This is a genomic window from Pseudomonas sp. BYT-1 (genome assembly GCF_023611805.1).
GTDB lineage: Bacteria > Pseudomonadota > Gammaproteobacteria > Pseudomonadales > Pseudomonadaceae > Aquipseudomonas > Aquipseudomonas guariconensis.
This window is the reverse complement of the sequence record NZ_CP072560.1, coordinates 223,787-237,584: the sequence shown is the minus strand read 5'-3', so window position 1 is coordinate 237,584 and position 13,798 is coordinate 223,787. Positions and strand designations below refer to the sequence as shown.

11 protein-coding genes and 4 pseudogenes are annotated in these 13,798 nt (G+C 54.1%); 12 read left to right on the top strand and 3 right to left on the bottom strand.

All coding sequences use genetic code 11. The features are described 5' to 3' along the window. Positions 1–505: 505 nt before the first annotated feature. The 6 genes and pseudogenes from ltrA to J5X93_RS27400 all read left to right on the top strand — a co-directional run bounded on the left by ltrA (position 506) and on the right by J5X93_RS27400 (position 5,428). A pseudogene (ltrA, locus tag J5X93_RS27425) lies at positions 506–1,773 on the top strand (group II intron reverse transcriptase/maturase). Between the two features lie 59 nt (positions 1,774–1,832). After that, a pseudogene (locus J5X93_RS27420) lies at positions 1,833–2,303 on the top strand (IS5-like element ISPpu21 family transposase); the annotation flags it as partial. 351 nt (positions 2,304–2,654) lie between these two features. After that, positions 2,655–2,870, top strand: a complete 216-nt coding sequence (locus J5X93_RS27415; protein WP_054881519.1) for a helix-turn-helix transcriptional regulator — start codon at positions 2,655–2,657, stop codon at positions 2,868–2,870. Then, complete coding sequence (locus tag J5X93_RS27410) at positions 2,870–3,493, top strand: AAA family ATPase (protein ID WP_250035270.1); 624 nt, start codon at positions 2,870–2,872, stop codon at positions 3,491–3,493. Before J5X93_RS27415 ends, J5X93_RS27410 begins: the two co-directional genes overlap by 1 nt. Positions 3,494–3,533: 40 nt before the next feature. Next, on the top strand, positions 3,534–4,322 hold the full coding sequence (locus J5X93_RS27405; protein ID WP_250035282.1) for a TnsA endonuclease N-terminal domain-containing protein: 789 nt from the start codon (positions 3,534–3,536) through the stop codon (positions 4,320–4,322). After that, positions 4,319–5,428, top strand: a complete 1,110-nt coding sequence (locus J5X93_RS27400; RefSeq protein ID WP_250035295.1) for a TnsB C-terminal domain-containing protein — start codon at positions 4,319–4,321, stop codon at positions 5,426–5,428. Before J5X93_RS27405 ends, J5X93_RS27400 begins: the two co-directional genes overlap by 4 nt. 67 nt (positions 5,429–5,495) lie before the next feature. Here the strand turns inward: J5X93_RS27400 and J5X93_RS27395 are convergent, their stop codons facing one another. The 3 genes from J5X93_RS27395 to J5X93_RS27385 form a co-directional block, all read right to left on the bottom strand. After that, positions 5,496–6,797 carry an ISL3-like element IS1411 family transposase gene (locus J5X93_RS27395; protein ID WP_011920678.1) on the bottom strand — a complete coding sequence of 434 codons (1,302 nt, stop codon included), beginning with the start codon at positions 6,795–6,797 and terminating at the stop codon, positions 5,496–5,498. Between the two features lie 122 nt (positions 6,798–6,919). Further along, entirely contained in the window at positions 6,920–8,221 is a 1,302-nt protein-coding gene (locus J5X93_RS27390; protein WP_011920678.1) for an ISL3-like element IS1411 family transposase, read from the bottom strand. 70 nt (positions 8,222–8,291) lie between these two features. Beyond that, complete coding sequence (locus J5X93_RS27385; RefSeq protein WP_250035310.1) at positions 8,292–9,296, bottom strand: IS30 family transposase; 1,005 nt, start codon at positions 9,294–9,296, stop codon at positions 8,292–8,294. 28 nt (positions 9,297–9,324) lie between these two features. Here J5X93_RS27385 and J5X93_RS27380 point away from each other — a divergent pair, with 28 nt between their 5' ends. The 6 genes and pseudogenes from J5X93_RS27380 (at position 9,325) to J5X93_RS27355 (ending at position 13,779) form a co-directional block, all read left to right on the top strand. Further along, positions 9,325–9,759, top strand: coding sequence for a Mu transposase C-terminal domain-containing protein (locus J5X93_RS27380; RefSeq protein ID WP_250035326.1), 435 nt, complete (start codon positions 9,325–9,327; stop codon positions 9,757–9,759). A gap of 70 nt (positions 9,760–9,829) precedes the next feature. After that, positions 9,830–10,198: pseudogene (locus tag J5X93_RS27375) on the top strand (transposase family protein); the annotation flags it as partial. A gap of 58 nt (positions 10,199–10,256) precedes the next feature. Next, a protein-coding gene (locus tag J5X93_RS27370; RefSeq protein ID WP_155738431.1) for an IS3 family transposase occupies positions 10,257–11,413 on the top strand; the annotation gives its coding sequence in 2 pieces (ribosomal slippage) (positions 10,257–10,515 and positions 10,515–11,413; 1,158 coding nt in all). A 22-nt stretch (positions 11,414–11,435) separates the two neighbouring features. Further along, positions 11,436–12,380: pseudogene (locus J5X93_RS27365) on the top strand (ISL3-like element ISPsp2 family transposase); the annotation flags it as partial. Positions 12,381–12,501: 121 nt separating this feature from the next. After that, complete coding sequence (locus J5X93_RS27360; protein WP_250035337.1) at positions 12,502–12,858, top strand: hypothetical protein; 357 nt, start codon at positions 12,502–12,504, stop codon at positions 12,856–12,858. 15 nt (positions 12,859–12,873) lie between these two features. Beyond that, a complete protein-coding gene (locus J5X93_RS27355) occupies positions 12,874–13,779 on the top strand; it encodes a TniB family NTP-binding protein (RefSeq protein ID WP_250035349.1) in 906 nt (301 codons plus the stop codon). Positions 13,780–13,798 lie beyond the last annotated feature (19 nt).

The following is a 13,798-nucleotide window of genomic DNA, read 5'->3' as shown; positions in this document are numbered from 1 at the left end:
AGGTCGTATGACCTGTGATGCTGTACCGAAGATGGAAGTAGGCCTTCCGAAGTCGGCTTGCAGGAGCAGGCTTCAAACCACCCGGTGCTGCTGCATCCAAAAGGTGCGGTGGTGAGCAACCGAGGAAAAGTCATCCCATGATGATGGCAGGTGAGTATGGAGAAGATGAGCGAAAGCAAACCGTCCGATGACGCATCGTTATTCCCTAAAGTGCTGTCGAAACTGAGGTTGAGTACTGGCTTCAGGACGAGTTGGGGCGTTACCTGCTTACGGCCCCAGTGGCAGCCGGTGTAAAGGCGGCATGATCTCCATACAGGCTTGGGTACGGAACGTGAGAACCTTGTTCCAGATGCAAAGGAAAATGACAAATGGCTAAAACCATGAGGAAGAATACCAATGCTGGAATGAGGGGCGGAGCCTCCTGTAGTAGTGATGAAGCCTTTGTAATGAAGGCGGAGCGAAGGGGAGGCGTTATCCTGTCAACGAACGCTGTCAACCTCAGGGGATGAGTGGCGTGAGTTCGAACAAACCTTACAACATAGCGAAGCGCGTGATATGGGAGGCCTATCAGCAGGTCAGAACCAACCGGGGAGCTGCTGGAATCGACGATGAGACCATTGCCGATTTTGAGCGGAACCTGCCGAAGAATCTTTACAAGCTATGGAATCGAATGTCGTCGGGGTCTTATTTCCCGCCGCCGGTCAAGGTTGTTGAGATACCGAAGGCATCGGGGGGTATACGCAGGCTGGGAGTGCCTACGGTCAGCGACCGTATCGCACAAACTGTAGTCAAACTCCTCATCGAGCCGAAGCTGGATGCGCTTTTCCATCCGGACTCATATGGATACCGACCAGGGCGTTCAGCCAAACAGGCCATAGCGATCACACGCGAGCGCTGCTGGCGATACGACTGGGTGGTGGAGTTTGATATCAAGGCGGCTTTTGATCACATTGATCATGAACTGCTGATGAAAGCGGTGCGAACCCATATCAAAGAGGACTGGATACTGCTGTACATCGAACGATGGCTGGTTGCTCCGTTCGAGGCAGCAGATGGCGTTCGCATTCAACGCGAACGTGGCACCCCGCAAGGCGGCGTGATCAGTCCCATGCTGATGAATCTGTTCATGCATTACACCTTTGACGCTTGGATGCAACGAAACAGCGCAAACTGTCCTTTTGCCCGGTACGCCGATGATGCGGTAGTGCATTGTCGTAGCGAGAGGCAGGCAGAACACGTGATGCGTTCAATCGCTTCACGTCTAGCAGTTTGTGGTCTCACGATGCATCCCGAGAAATCGAAAATCGTGTACTGCAAGGACAGCAATCGACGCGCGGAGTATCCGCATGTGAGCTTTACCTTCCTTGGTTTCACTTTTAGACCCAGGAAGGCAATCGGCCAACAGAACAACCTTTTCACCAGCTTCCTGCCGGGAGTCAGTGCGCAAGCGTTGAAGCGGATGCGGCGAGCAGTGCGCGAGTGGCGGGTCAACCGCCAAACTCACGTGACGCTGGCTGCTGTGGCTCGGCTTTACAACCCAGTGATACAAGGTTGGTGGCAGTACTATGGCGCGTTCTATCGGACGGCCATGCTTGGCATCTCTCGACATATCGATAGCGCACTCAAGCGTTGGGCCGGTCGTAAGTACAAAATACTTCACGGGCGCAAGCGGCGCATATCTCAATGGTTGGACACGGTGCAGACGGCTGCCCCTCGACTGTTTTATCACTGGCAAGTAACCGAGCAACAGGTTGGATAACGGGAGCCGTATGACGCGAGAGTGTCACGTACGGTTCTGCGAGCGGCTACGGGGGCAGTTCCTGTGGCCGACTCACCACTTCGGCATGAAGGCGCACATCGGCGCCGACAGCGAATCCGGCCTGGTACACAGCGTGGTGGGCACGGCGGCCAACGTGGCCGATGTCACCCAGGTGGACAAGCTGCTGCACGGCGAAGAGAACCTGGTCAGCGGCGATGCCGGCTATACCGGCGTCGAGAAGCGTGCCGAGCATGCAGGCCGCTCGGTCATCTGGCAGATTGCGGCGCGGCGCAGCACTTACCAGCAACTGAGCAAGCGCAGCCCGCTGTACAAGGCCAAGCGCAAAATCGAGAAGGCCAAGGCGCAGGTACGTGCCAAGGTCGAACATCCATTCCGGGTGATCAAGCGCCAGTTTGGTTACACCAAGGTGCGCTTCCGTGGCCTGGCCAAGAACACCGCACAACTGATTACGCTGTTTGCGCTGTCGAATCTGTGGATGGCGCGGCGGCATTTACTCGCGAACACAGGAGAGGTGCGCCTGTAACACGGCGAATAGCCGCTACGGGGTACGCGTAGCGGCTAAAAACCCTACATAAGACGACGATCTGAGCGCTTTTTGATCGATGGATCGCTTCAAAAAACAGCGAGGTCTGTAGTCGGCCAGAAATACGTGGCTACTTCAGACCATCCCTAGAAGCCTTAGTACCCTAGAACTTCTGTAGCCCACAACGACCTCCGACGCTACCGACCATGAATCTCGGAAACGCGCATATACCTATGCGTGTGGCAAATGCCCCTGCTCGCTATATAGCCAGCCGATACCCGTCTTTTACCCTTTTTAGCAGTAGTGCCGGAGGACGCTGCCCCACGCTTCAGAACCTGGGACTCAAAACCTATGGCAAAGCACGTTAGCAACTTTGACGACGTCGGCGACGATGACAAGATTCTTCGTTTGCGCGATGTCGAAGCAATCGTCGGCCTAAAACGTTCAACGATCTATCGGAAAATATCGGAAGGCCTTTTCCCGCGACAGCGCCTTTTGTGCGGCTCCAGCGTCGGTTGGCGTAACAGCGAAGTCCAGGCTTGGATTCGGCAAAGGGAGGCGCTGTAATGCAGCGCCGAACACCTCAACAACCGGGCTGGACGATAGAACTCACAGCAGCGGTCGATATTCCAGCGGAAAAAATCCAGTGGATTTGGCCAGGCTGGCTGCCAAAGGCAAAGTTATCCATTCTTGCCGGCGCAGGTGGATGCGGCAAAACCACGCTGGCAATCTCGCTGGCCGCCACGCTCAGCAGAGGTGGTGACTGGCCAGACGGCAGCAAATGTGAGGCAGCAGGCAACATCGTAATCTGGAGCGGCGAGGATGGTATCGCTGATACGATCATTCCCCGCCTTACGGCTGCAGATGCAGACCTAACCCGCGTGCACGTTATCGAGGGGCTCAGAGATCAACGTGGGAACAGACGACAGTTTGATCCTGCAGCCAACTTTTCCCTTTTGGATGAAGCAGCCGCAAGGATTGACGGCGTTTCATTGCTGATTTTCGACCCACTGATCAATCTCATTCGTGGGGATATGCACCGGGCAAACGAAGTTCGGCAGGGGCTACAAATGGTAGTGGATTTCGCAGAGCAGCATTGTTGCGCTGTCCTCGGTATATCTCACCTGAGCAAAGGTACATCCCAGTCATCCGTAGCTGATCGCGTAATCGGCAGCCAGGCATTCTCTTAAGGAATATAATATATGAGAACGAGAATGGTGGTATTTGCGAATGTACAAAGCTCGCCCTTACATCGAGAACGTTTCACCGGCTTCCTTCGACGTCTGGCTCAGCCGGCTTTTCGAGGGAAGTGAGATGACTGCAAGGAAAATTCGCCCTAGTAGCTTCAGCGTGACGGGCTACGTCCCTACCTCCAAAGGCCCCAAGGTTCAGGGCGCAGAGTCCACCCTGGAGCAGGACTTCATCACGCTGCTCGAGTTTGACCTGCGTGTTGGCAACTACATCGTCCAGCCATTCAAGATCCGCTGGCGGGACTCCGATGGAAAGCAGCGACGGTTTACCCCCGACGTTGCCGTGCGATACACCTCGCACGCACGTGAACTCGATCCTTCCTTACGAACGACCATTTTTGAGGTGAAGTCGCGGAAGTTCTTAAAGGAGCGATGGGCAGTGGAGAAGCCTCGCCTGCGTGCTGGCATCTCCTGGGCAAAGGAATACGGCTGCAGATTCGCGATCGTGACGGAAACGGAAATTCGGACTCCCTATCTGACTAATGCTCGGTTCCTGATGAACTACCGATCGATTACGGGCGATCCCATCGTTCGTCGAGCAAGGGAACAACACCTTGCGGAGACGCTTGTGAGATTGGGGCCGACGACTCCACGCGATCTTATCCTCGCGATATCGACCAATCGGGACCGTCAGGCTGAATACATCCCTTATCTGTGGGGCTTGATTATCCAGACCCTCATCGGGGTCGATCTCAATTCGGTTCTTACCATGGCCTCGCCGATCTGGCCAACGGACGGTACCCGCTGGATGTCGGAGCGTTTCGTATGATTCCCACCACCGTGCACGTTGGGGCAGGGGCGATTGTTACCTGCGAAGGACGAACCTTTTGTATCAAGCGCTTTATTTCGCTGGATGAGGTCCTGGCGAGAGATGTTGTTGCCGGCGTGGACCGCAAGCTCCGCTTGAGTGACATCACTTCGAGCTACGGCAAGGCAGTCGACGACGAGGGAACGAGTCGCGACCTGACATCAATCTCCGAGGATGATTGGGATCTTGCCGTAGAGCGATACAAGGCAATGAGGCCCTTGATTCACAATCGAGATCGCACTGCCCGCTTGGTGGGAGAGGTTGCGGACGAGCTCCTGGTCACTGTTTCGACCGTTTACAGATGGCTTGAGCGGGTTGAGCGTTTCGGAACGGTTAGTTGTTTGCTGCGCAAGCGAAGGTCGGACGCGGGAGGCAAACGCCTCGATCAAAGAGTTGAGGAAATTATCAAGGAAGTAATTCTTAACGAGTATTTGACGGATCTTAAGAAGAGCCCGACAGCAACACTCAGGGAGATACGAAGGCGTTGCAAGAATCTAAGTTTGCCGCTGCCTAGTAAAGTTGCGCTGTTGTCTAGGATTTCGGAAATACTTCCAGAAGAGCGCGCACGCAAAAGAGAGGGGCGAAATGCTGCGCTCGCTCTTAGAGCCAAAAAAGGTTCACTGCCGAATGTTGATACCCTCTATTCAAAATGGCAGATCGACCATACGCCTGTTGACCTTATGTTGGTCGATGAGCGCGATCGTATTCCAATCGGTAGGCCTTGGATTACCCTGGCGATGGACGTGTTTTCGCGGATGGTGGTGGGATGGTACATATCGTTCGACCCTCCTGGCTCCTTGTCGACAGGCCTCTGTATTGCGAGTGCTATCCTCCCCAAGGATCTTTTACTCTCGCAACTAAATGTAGATTTTCCGTGGCCCTGTCAGGGTAAACCTGGCGTCATAATGGCGGACAACGCGAAAGAATTTCACGGAACCATGCTCCAAGATGCCAGCCAAGAGCATGGGTTTCAGATGCAATTTAGGAAGCGCAGGACGCCAAACTATGGCGGTCACATTGAAAGTAGGCGGTTGCAGGAGCTGAGTGCAACACGGTCATTGAATTGAAACTGGAGCATCATGCCGCATAGCCATGGCCTTCTGCATCACCTCGCCCATAACTGGCTCTTCGCATTTAAGGGTGTAGCTGATTTCTAAACCCTCCTGACTTCAGCAAGCACCTGGCTATGTAATTGGTTAAATTTCTAAAGCCCAAGGCGGTACCTCGTAAGTGCTCAAGTCGCCCGTTGATAGCTTCTGTTGGACCGTTGCTGGTTCCTGGCCGGTCGAAGTAGGCAAGGATGCTCTCAGCGTATTTTTTCAGCGTTTCCCCCAAGCCTTTCACCTCGATGAGCGCTTTGGGCAAGTCGCTGGCTGTAATGATATTTATGACCTCTTCCATGAGTTTTTTACCACGTTTTCGATCCGGCTCGTTGTAGGCGCTGACCACCCGTTGGTACATGCTCCAGGTGCAATCCACTTCGAGGTGGTGCTCATCTGCAAACAGCTGGAACAGTTGCTTTTTGTTGGCGTCAGACAGGTAGCTGATCCGAGTCAGTAGCGTTCGACGGCTTTTGTAGAGCGGGTCATTTTTACGCCCTCTGCGGCCCAGGATGTCGTGTTGCACACGCCGGCGGCATTCATCCAGCATGTTGCTTGCCCAGCGCACGACATGGAAAGGATCCAGCACGGTTTGGGCTTGAGGCAGGGCTTCTTGCGCTGCAGATTTAAACCCCGTAAAACCGTCCATGGCAATGCTTTCGATCTGGTCACGCCACGATTTGGGGCGACTCTGTAGCCATTGCTTAAAGGCTTGTTTGGAGCGGCCTTCCAGCACATCGAGCAAGCGGGCCGGCCCGTTTTTGTTACGCACGGGCGTAAGGTCAACCACGATGGTGACGTACTTGTCACCACAGCGTGTATGTCGCCAAACATGCTCATCCACGCCCAGCACGGTCACACCGTCAAAACGTGTCGAGTCATTAAAAAGCAGGCGCCGTCCTTCGTTGATAATGGCATTATTAGCGGTGTGCCATGCAACATCAAGCTGGCTCGCAACACGAGATACCGACAGATGATCCAGCACGATGGCAGCTAATGCCCAGCGTATCGCCCCATATGAAAGCTTTGAACGTGGAGGTGCTGCACTGTTTGTATCTTCATGCCAGAAACAGCCGCAAGCACAACGCCAGCGACGGATACGCAGCAGCAATCTGGTTGGTCGTTGTCCGTAAGGTGTGTGAGCAAGATGCCTATCGACAGTACCGCGTGAAACACCAGCAGCCCCGCACTTGGGGCATGGCTCGGGTGCTTTGGTTAAACGACATTCGATGACGGCGCGCTCTGCACAAAGATGTTGTCCAGTGGCAGTCAGGCCGAGGTTATTCAGTTGGCAAAAGCTGGAAAGATCAGGGCTAGAAAAGGTAAGATTGTTCACGTCGGGGGCTTAGTTTTTGTTGGTGTGAGAGCTTACATTTTCTAAGATCCTCGACTCCTTTTCCAGCCGGTCAGATTTTTTCTACACCCTTAAATGCGAAGAGCCAATGGGGCTCTTCGCATTTAAGGGTGTAGCTGATTTCTAAACCCTCCTGACTTCAGCAAGCACCTGGCTATGTAATTGGTTAAATTTCTAAAGCCCAAGGCGGTACCTCGTAAGTGCTCAAGTCGCCCGTTGATAGCTTCTGTTGGACCGTTGCTGGTTCCTGGCCGGTCGAAGTAGGCAAGGATGCTCTCAGCGTATTTTTTCAGCGTTTCCCCCAAGCCTTTCACCTCGATGAGCGCTTTGGGCAAGTCGCTGGCTGTAATGATATTTATGACCTCTTCCATGAGTTTTTTACCACGTTTTCGATCCGGCTCGTTGTAGGCGCTGACCACCCGTTGGTACATGCTCCAGGTGCAATCCACTTCGAGGTGGTGCTCATCTGCAAACAGCTGGAACAGTTGCTTTTTGTTGGCGTCAGACAGGTAGCTGATCCGAGTCAGTAGCGTTCGACGGCTTTTGTAGAGCGGGTCATTTTTACGCCCTCTGCGGCCCAGGATGTCGTGTTGCACACGCCGGCGGCATTCATCCAGCATGTTGCTTGCCCAGCGCACGACATGGAAAGGATCCAGCACGGTTTGGGCTTGAGGCAGGGCTTCTTGCGCTGCAGATTTAAACCCCGTAAAACCGTCCATGGCAATGCTTTCGATCTGGTCACGCCACGATTTGGGGCGACTCTGTAGCCATTGCTTAAAGGCTTGTTTGGAGCGGCCTTCCAGCACATCGAGCAAGCGGGCCGGCCCGTTTTTGTTACGCACGGGCGTAAGGTCAACCACGATGGTGACGTACTTGTCACCACAGCGTGTATGTCGCCAAACATGCTCATCCACGCCCAGCACGGTCACACCGTCAAAACGTGTCGAGTCATTAAAAAGCAGGCGCCGTCCTTCGTTGATAATGGCATTATTAGCGGTGTGCCATGCAACATCAAGCTGGCTCGCAACACGAGATACCGACAGATGATCCAGCACGATGGCAGCTAATGCCCAGCGTATCGCCCCATATGAAAGCTTTGAACGTGGAGGTGCTGCACTGTTTGTATCTTCATGCCAGAAACAGCCGCAAGCACAACGCCAGCGACGGATACGCAGCAGCAATCTGGTTGGTCGTTGTCCGTAAGGTGTGTGAGCAAGATGCCTATCGACAGTACCGCGTGAAACACCAGCAGCCCCGCACTTGGGGCATGGCTCGGGTGCTTTGGTTAAACGACATTCGATGACGGCGCGCTCTGCACAAAGATGTTGTCCAGTGGCAGTCAGGCCGAGGTTATTCAGTTGGCAAAAGCTGGAAAGATCAGGGCTAGAAAAGGTAAGATTGTTCACGTCGGGGGCTTAGTTTTTGTTGGTGTGAGAGCTTACATTTTCTAAGATCCTCGACTCCTTTTCCAGCCGGTCAGATTTTTTCTACACCCTTAAATGCGAAGAGCCCCATAACTTCGATTGGGCATTTGAAGTCGAAGCGCTTACGCGGTCGCATATTCAGTTGCAGCGCAATGGCGTCCAGCTCCTCCTGGCTATGTACCGACAGGTCTGTGCCCTTGGGCAAGTACTGGCGAATCAGGCCGTTGATGTTTTCGTTGCTGCCGCGCTGCCAGGGGCTGTGCGGGTCGCAAAAGTAGATCGCCACGCCGGTTCTTTGGGTGATCTCGGCGTGTCGTGCCATCTCCCGGCCCTGGTCGTAAGTCATGCTCTTGCGCATCTCCAGCGGCATGCTATTGAGCGCGGCGCTGAAGCCTTCCAGCGCCGAAGTCGCCGTCGCGTCGTTCATCTTCACCAACATCAGGTACCCACTGGTGCGTTCCACCAGCGTACCGACGGACGAGGCGTTGGCCTTACCCTTGATGAGGTCGCCTTCCCAATGCCCCGGCATCAGCCTGTCTTCAATCTCCGGCGGGCGCACATGAATACTGACCATCTCGGGGATCTGGCCGCGCCGATCCACGCCACCAGAGCGCGGCCGGCGCGTCGTCTTGCCTTGGCGCAGACAGATGATCAGCTCCTTACGCAGCTCACCCACTGGCAGGGCATAGATCGCGTTGTAGATCGTCTCGCGACAGACGTAGGCATCTCTGAGGCTAGGTATGTTCATGTGGCGCAGCTTGCCGGCAATCTGTTCGGGAGACAAACGCTCACGCAGCATATGAACCACCAGTTCGAAGCGCTCGCTCCCCGGCAGCAGCTTTCGGCTCGGTCGACAGACTTGGCGGCGGGCCTTCATCTGCTCCTGGGCCGCGCGGGCCGAGTAGCTGCCACAGACATCTCGATTGCGGCGCAGCTCTCGACTGATGGTCGAAGGAGACCTATTGATCAGGCGAGCAATCCTGCGCAGGCTGAAGCCCTGGGCGTGGCCGATTTGGATGGTGGCGCGTTCTTCAACGCTGAGTTCGGTATATGACATAGGGGCAGCACCGTACCGGAAAGGTCAGGTGTTGCACTCAGTTTTTGCCGCCGCCAGTATATTAGGTACTTTTGCTGAGCGAATTCACGAACTGGAAGGAACGACTTTCTCGAACACCCAAGAGCGCGGCGAGTATGATTCAGAAGGGAACGCTATCATGACTCTTGATGAATTCGAGAGATGGTTGGCGAACCTGATCCTTGGTGAATATCACCACCAGTTGCACTCCGCCCTTGATTGCTCGCCTCTTAAGCGTTATGAGGAGGGTATTTTTGGTACGGATGAGTTTCCGGGTATTGGAATGCTGCCTCTCGCTGCAGATCCTTACAAGCTCAAAATTGATTTTATGCCGATCGTCACCCGTACTATCCAAGCATACGGGGTGTTGTCGGATGGCATTTATTATCATGATCCTGTACTGGATAAGTGGCTCTTCGCATTTAAGGGTGTAGAAAAAATCTGACCGGCTGGAAAAGGAGTCGAGGATCTTAGAAAATGTAAGCTCTCACACCAACAAAAACTAAGCCCCCGACGTGAACAATCTTACCTTTTCTAGCCCTGATCTTTCCAGCTTTTGCCAACTGAATAACCTCGGCCTGACTGCCACTGGACAACATCTTTGTGCAGAGCGCGCCGTCATCGAATGTCGTTTAACCAAAGCACCCGAGCCATGCCCCAAGTGCGGGGCTGCTGGTGTTTCACGCGGTACTGTCGATAGGCATCTTGCTCACACACCTTACGGACAACGACCAACCAGATTGCTGCTGCGTATCCGTCGCTGGCGTTGTGCTTGCGGCTGTTTCTGGCATGAAGATACAAACAGTGCAGCACCTCCACGTTCAAAGCTTTCATATGGGGCGATACGCTGGGCATTAGCTGCCATCGTGCTGGATCATCTGTCTGATCTTGCCCAGTCCCAGTGGACACCCCGTTAAGCGATAAACTGCAACGAGGTGAATCATGGCAAGACAAGCAACCCCAATGAAACAGACCCGCACCCGCCATTCCCAAGCCTACAAGGACGAAGCGCTGGCTTTGGCCGAGCGCATTGGCGTCAGCAAGGCTGCCGAACAGCTTGGCCTGCATGCTTCCCAGCTCTACGGCTGGCGGAGCAAGAAGCACCAGACTCAGGCCGGCAGCGAGCGCGAGCAGTCGCTGGCCGACGAGAATGCCCGACTCAAGCGGCTGTTGGCCGAGCACGCCGAGGAGCTGGCCATCGTAAAAAAGGCCGCCGCGTACTTTGCCAAGAGCCTCAAGTGAAGTACGCCTTCATGAGGACTCATACCGCGCATTTCTCGATCCAGGCCATGTGTCGCGTGTTGAGCGTTGCCCGCAGCGGTTACTACGCTTGGTGCTCTCGCAGGCCGTCAATGCGCCAGCGGCGAAGAGACGAACTGGATCGGCAGGTCGCTCAGGCATACAGCGCACGCAAGGGCCGCAGCGGGGCTCCACGGCTGTGCCATGACCTGCGGGAAGCCGGCCTACCCTGCAATCGCAAGACGGTAGCCGCCTCGATGCAACGGCAAGGACTGCGTGCCAAGGCCGCCAAGAAGTTCAAGGCCACGACCAATTCTCAGCACTCCCTGCCAGTGGCAGAGAACTTGCTCAAGCAGGATTTCAAGGCATCTGCGCCAAATCAGAAATGGGTGGGTGACATCACCTACCTGCATACGGAGGAAGGCTGGCTGTATCTGGCAGTGGTCATCGATCTGTATTCACGGATGGTGATCGGCTGGGCCATGAACGAACGCATGACGGCCGACTTGGTTTGCGATGCCTTGCACATGGCGCTGTGGCGACGCAGGCAGCCTAATGACGTGATCGTGCATAGCGACCGCGGCAGCCAGTACTGCTCAGCGGCTTACCAGGAGCTGATCTGCGCCCATCACTTGCGATGCAGCATGAGCGCCAAAGGCAACTGCTACGACAATGCCTGTGCAGAGAGCTTCTTCCACAGCCTGAAGGTCGAGTGCATCCACGGCGAGCGCTTCACGAGCCGCGCCCAGATGCGTGAAACCGTGTTTGAATACGTCGAAACCGATTACAACCGCCAGCGGCGACACAGCACGCTGGGGCACATCAGCCCAGAGGCCTTCGAGGCCAGGATGTGTGCTTAAACCCGTGTCCACGGCTGCTGGGCAAGATCAGTCGGTATCTCGTGTTGCGAGCCAGCTTGATGTTGCATGGCACACCGCTAATAATGCCATTATCAACGAAGGACGGCGCCTGCTTTTTAATGACTCGACACGTTTTGACGGTGTGACCGTGCTGGGCGTGGATGAGCATGTTTGGCGACATACACGCTGTGGTGACAAGTACGTCACCATCGTGGTTGACCTTACGCCCGTGCGTAACAAAAACGGGCCGGCCCGCTTGCTCGATGTGCTGGAAGGCCGCTCCAAACAAGCCTTTAAGCAATGGCTACAGAGTCGCCCCAAATCGTGGCGTGACCAGATCGAAAGCATTGCCATGGACGGTTTTACGGGGTTTAAATCTGCAGCGCAAGAAGCCCTGCCTCAAGCCCAAACCGTGCTGGATCCTTTCCATGTCGTGCGCTGGGCAAGCAACATGCTGGATGAATGCCGCCGGCGTGTGCAACACGACATCCTGGGCCGCAGAGGGCGTAAAAATGACCCGCTCTACAAAAGCCGTCGAACGCTACTGACTCGGATCAGCTACCTGTCTGACGCCAACAAAAAGCAACTGTTCCAGCTGTTTGCAGATGAGCACCACCTCGAAGTGGATTGCACCTGGAGCATGTACCAACGGGTGGTCAGCGCCTACAACGAGCCGGATCGAAAACGTGGTAAAAAACTCATGGAAGAGGTCATAAATATCATTACAGCCAGCGACTTGCCCAAAGCGCTCATCGAGGTGAAAGGCTTGGGGGAAACGCTGAAAAAATACGCTGAGAGCATCCTTGCCTACTTCGACCGGCCAGGAACCAGCAACGGTCCAACAGAAGCTATCAACGGGCGACTTGAGCACTTACGAGGTACCGCCTTGGGCTTTAGAAATTTAACCAATTACATAGCCAGGTGCTTGCTGAAGTCAGGAGGGTTTAGAAATCAGCTACACCCTTAAATGCGAAGAGCCGGATAAGTGGATCGGCTCGCGTGATCCGCGCACTAATAAGAAGGCGCGGGAGTTTGTATTTCGTCAAGACCCTAGAGATATAAGCTACTTAATCTTCTGGGACCCTGATGTGCAGCAGTACTATAGGATTCCTTATCGGAATACGAAATATCCTCCGATCAGTTTGTGGGAATTGAGGTCCATTAAGGCCTATATGAAAGCCCGACGTATCTCAATTGAAGACGAGGAGCAGATATTCAAGGCCTGGAATGAGATGCGGCGCATTGAAGACGAGGCCCGAAGCAAGACTCGGAAGCAGCGTTTGAATCAGGAGCGCTCACGCCGCCATAGGAAAGTAACTCCTGCCGTTATTCCTCGGGTTGAGCAGCAAGCTTTAGCTGGGCCAGAGGCTAAGGTTAAAGTATCGAATGCCGTTGAGGATGTAGTCGATGAATTCGCTCATCTTACTCCTTACGATGAACGTTGATAATGGGTAAGAAGAATGACCACAGTCGATGCTAGCGTGATGCGGGGGCGAGCCAGTCCTGAGAATAGGGAGCGGATAAGGCTGTTCAAGGAAGATAAGTGGATTGGGTATGAAGGAGCTATATTGCTTCGTGGAGAAATTGAGAATCTCTTAGATCATCCCAAAACGCACCGAATGCCGGGGATGGCCTTGATTGGCGAGAGTAATAGTGGGAAGTCAATGATCTTGTCCAGCGTTAAGGATCGGGCTAATCCTCCATTTGATCCTAATGCTAGCAAAATTACGCTTCCTGTTATGTTAGTGCAGACCCCGCCATCGGCAGATGAAGGGCGTTTGTATAGCCGTATTCTGGAAAATTTGGGCTTGCACGTTGCTGATCGCGAGCCGGAAGACGCTAAGTTGAGGCGAATAAGGATTGTCTTTGAGAAACTAGAGGTTCAGATGTTGATCATGGATGATTTCCTCAATATCGCTTCCAGCTCAATATCGCGTCGGCGGAGGTTTCTTAATGCTCTGCGAAACCTCAGTGTCGAACTTGCAATTCCTATCGTCGTTTCTGGTACGCCTGAGATTCAAAACATCCTGGCGGTTGATGCCTCCATCGCGAATAGGTTTAAGCCAATTTTTGTCAGGAAGTGGCATAAAGATCGGTTGGAGGAATTCGCTAGGTTTGTCTTGACGATCATGCCGCGCTACCAATTAAAGGGCGGCATGGAAATAATGCAGCGTAAGACGCTTGAGAATCTTCTGATGTTCAGTGAAGGTTTACTGGGCGAAGCTGTAGAAATTCTTGAACTGTTGGCTGAGTGGGCGGTTCGCAGCGGAACGGAGAAAGTGACAGCAGACCTACTGACAAGGGAGAATCTATATGCGTTGGGGTATGTGATGCCCTCGGACAGAACCCGACAACTGGCTGAATAAGATGACAGCTTTCTGGCCG